Raw genomic sequence first — 2,509 nt, 5'->3', positions numbered from 1 at the left:
CGCCCTGCGCCGAGCGATCCTCGCCGTCGACACCGACGGGGCCGCGGCCCGGCACCGCAGCGCGAAACAGGCGCGGCGGGTGGACGTGTTCGCGGGGGAGGACGGCATGGCCACGCTGTGGGCGCGGATGCCCGCACCCGATGCGGCCGCATCCTTCGAGTGGCTCACCCGCCTGGCCCGCGGCATGGGCGCGACCGATCCGCGCACCCTCGACCAGCGCCGCACCGACCTGCTGGTCGCCGCACTCACCGGGAAGCTGGTGCTGCGCGACCCGAACACCGAGCCGGGCGTGGGCGAGACGACGCTGCCGGTCACTCCGGGCAAGCCGTTGATCACGGTGATCGTGCCGTACTCCACGCTGACCGGGGCCGATGACGAGCCGTGTGAGCTGGCCGGGTACGGCCCGATCCCGGCGCACCTGGCCCGCGACATCGCCGCCGACGCGGTGTGGCGGCGGCTGCTCGTCGACCCGGTGTCGGGGGCGCTGCTGGACTACGGGCGCACCGTGTACCGGCCCCCCGCCGGGCTGGCCGACTTCGTCCGCGGCCGTGATGTCACCTGCCGCACCCCGGGGTGTCGCCGCGCGGCGGCGACCTGCGAACTCGACCACGTCACCCCGTGGAACTGCGGCGGGGTCACCGACGAGGCCAACCTGTGCACCCTGTGCACAGCGCACCATGACCTCAAGGAACATCCGGGCTGGCAGGTCGTCCTCCACGACGACCGCCGGGTGGAGTGGATCACCCCGACCGGGCACCGGTACTGGACCCAACCCCACGACTACCGGGACGGCTGACCACGCCGCAATCGAGGCCGGTGGGCCGAAGCGTGGTCGGTTCACCGCACCCGTCGCGTTCAGCGCCCGCCTGCCCGGCGGCAGCGTGGAACGGTGCTGCCGTGCCGTTCGTTGACCGCACGGAGAAGCGTACGAGGAGGACGAAGGGGAGGCCGCGTGGGCGAGCTTCTGACCCTGCTGGTGGCGGTGGCGACGATCGCCGCGGTCGTGTGGCTGATCCGGCGGCACCGTGCCGAGCAGCAACGCGAGCTGGCCGACGCCCTCTCCGAGGCACGGCGGTGGGTCGAGCGGCTCGGTGGGCAGGTGCTGAATCTGGTCGGTGCCGACGACCCGTCCACGCAGGCACTGGCCGACGCCGCCGAGCGCTACACCGCCGCCGGCTCCCAGATGGAGCAGGCGCGGTCGGTCGCGCAGGCCCGGCAGGTCACCGAGACCGCCTACGAGGGCCTCTACTACGTGCGCGCGGCGCGCACCGCGATGGGGATGGACCCCGGTCCGGAGCTGCCGCCGCTGCCCGGGCAGCGGCAGGCGGGAGCGGTCAGCGAGGACCGCGACGTCGAGGTCGCCGGGCACGCCTACAGCGCGTCGCCGAACCCGTCGGAGCGCAACCGCCACTACTACCCCGGCGGTTCGGTCGCCGGACGTCCCGTGCCGACCGGCTGGTACTCCGAGCCGTGGTGGCGCCCCGCGCTGGTCGGCGGCGCCTGGGGTGTCGGCTCGGCGCTGCTGTTCAGCGCCATGTTCTCCGGCATGGCCGGAACCGGATACGAGGCGGGCTACGCCGATGGTGCGGCCGCCGGTGACGGTGCGGACACCGGTGGCGACACCGCGGACCCGGGCGGTGACCAGGGTGGGTCGGACATCGGTGGTGCGGACTGGGGCGGCGACGCCGGCGGGTTCGACATGGGGGGCTTCGACATCTGACAGGGTCTCCGACGCGGCGGGGCCGGGCGGGAGCCCGACCCCGCCGCGTCGGTCAGGAGCGGGTGCGCAGCTCGCGGCGCAGCAACTTGCCGGTGACGGTCTTGGGTATCTCGTCGAGGAACTCGATCGCGCGCGGGTACTTGTACGCCGCCATCCGCTCCTTCGTGAACGCGATGAGCTCGTCCTCGGTGACCGACCTGCCCGGGCGCAGGCTGACGAACGCCTTGACGCTCTCGCCCCGGTACTCGTCGGGCACACCGACGACCGCGGCCTCCCGCACGGCCTCGTGCTCGTAGAGCACGTCCTCGACCTCGCGGGGCCAGACCTTGTACCCGGAGGCGTTGATCTGGTCCTTGAGCCTGTCGACGAGGTAGACCCAGCCGGCGGAGTCCATGACGGCGACATCACCGGTGTGCAGCCGGCCGCCGGGCATCGCCCCGGCGGTGGCCGCGGCGTTGCGCCAGTACCCGGACACGATCTGGGGTCCGCTGAGGACGAGCTCGCCCTGCTGGCCCGGCGGGACGGGTCGATCGTCGACGCCCACCACGCTCGCGTCGACCCCCGGGAGTGGGACCCCGACGGAGAGCGTCCCGCTGGCCTCGTCCACGGGGGCGCGGAGTCCGGGCGGGACGGCGACGACCCCCGAGGTCGTCTCGGTCATCCCGTAGGCGTTGTGGATGTAGTGGCCGAACCGCTCCCGGAACCGCTCGACCGTCGACGGCGGGATCGGTGCTCCCCCGCTGTAGAGCGTCTTGACGGACGCGAAGTGCTCCGGGCCGGCCTCGTCCA

3 protein-coding genes are annotated in these 2,509 nt (G+C 73.5%); 2 read left to right on the top strand and 1 reads right to left on the bottom strand.

Annotated features, from left to right (window positions below; genetic code table 11):
- Both Q1K26_RS09895 and Q1K26_RS09890 read left to right on the top strand, forming a co-directional pair.
- A partial coding sequence (locus Q1K26_RS09895; RefSeq protein ID WP_300009379.1) for an HNH endonuclease signature motif containing protein occupies positions 1 to 796 on the top strand: 796 nt, incomplete at its 5' end.
- 156 nt (positions 797 to 952) lie between these two features.
- A complete protein-coding gene (locus Q1K26_RS09890; RefSeq protein ID WP_300009376.1) occupies positions 953 to 1,720 on the top strand; it encodes a hypothetical protein in 768 nt (255 codons plus the stop codon).
- 52 nt (positions 1,721 to 1,772) lie between these two features.
- Here Q1K26_RS09890 and Q1K26_RS09885 read toward each other — a convergent pair.
- Positions 1,773 to 2,509: AMP-binding protein (locus Q1K26_RS09885; RefSeq protein WP_300009373.1), on the bottom strand; the 737-nt coding region annotated here is incomplete at its 5' end.

The organism is Pseudonocardia sp., from assembly GCF_029263155.1.
Taxonomy (GTDB): domain Bacteria; phylum Actinomycetota; class Actinomycetes; order Mycobacteriales; family Pseudonocardiaceae; genus Pseudonocardia.
Note: the sequence above shows the minus strand (reverse complement) of the source record. Positions and strands in the feature narration are given on the sequence as shown.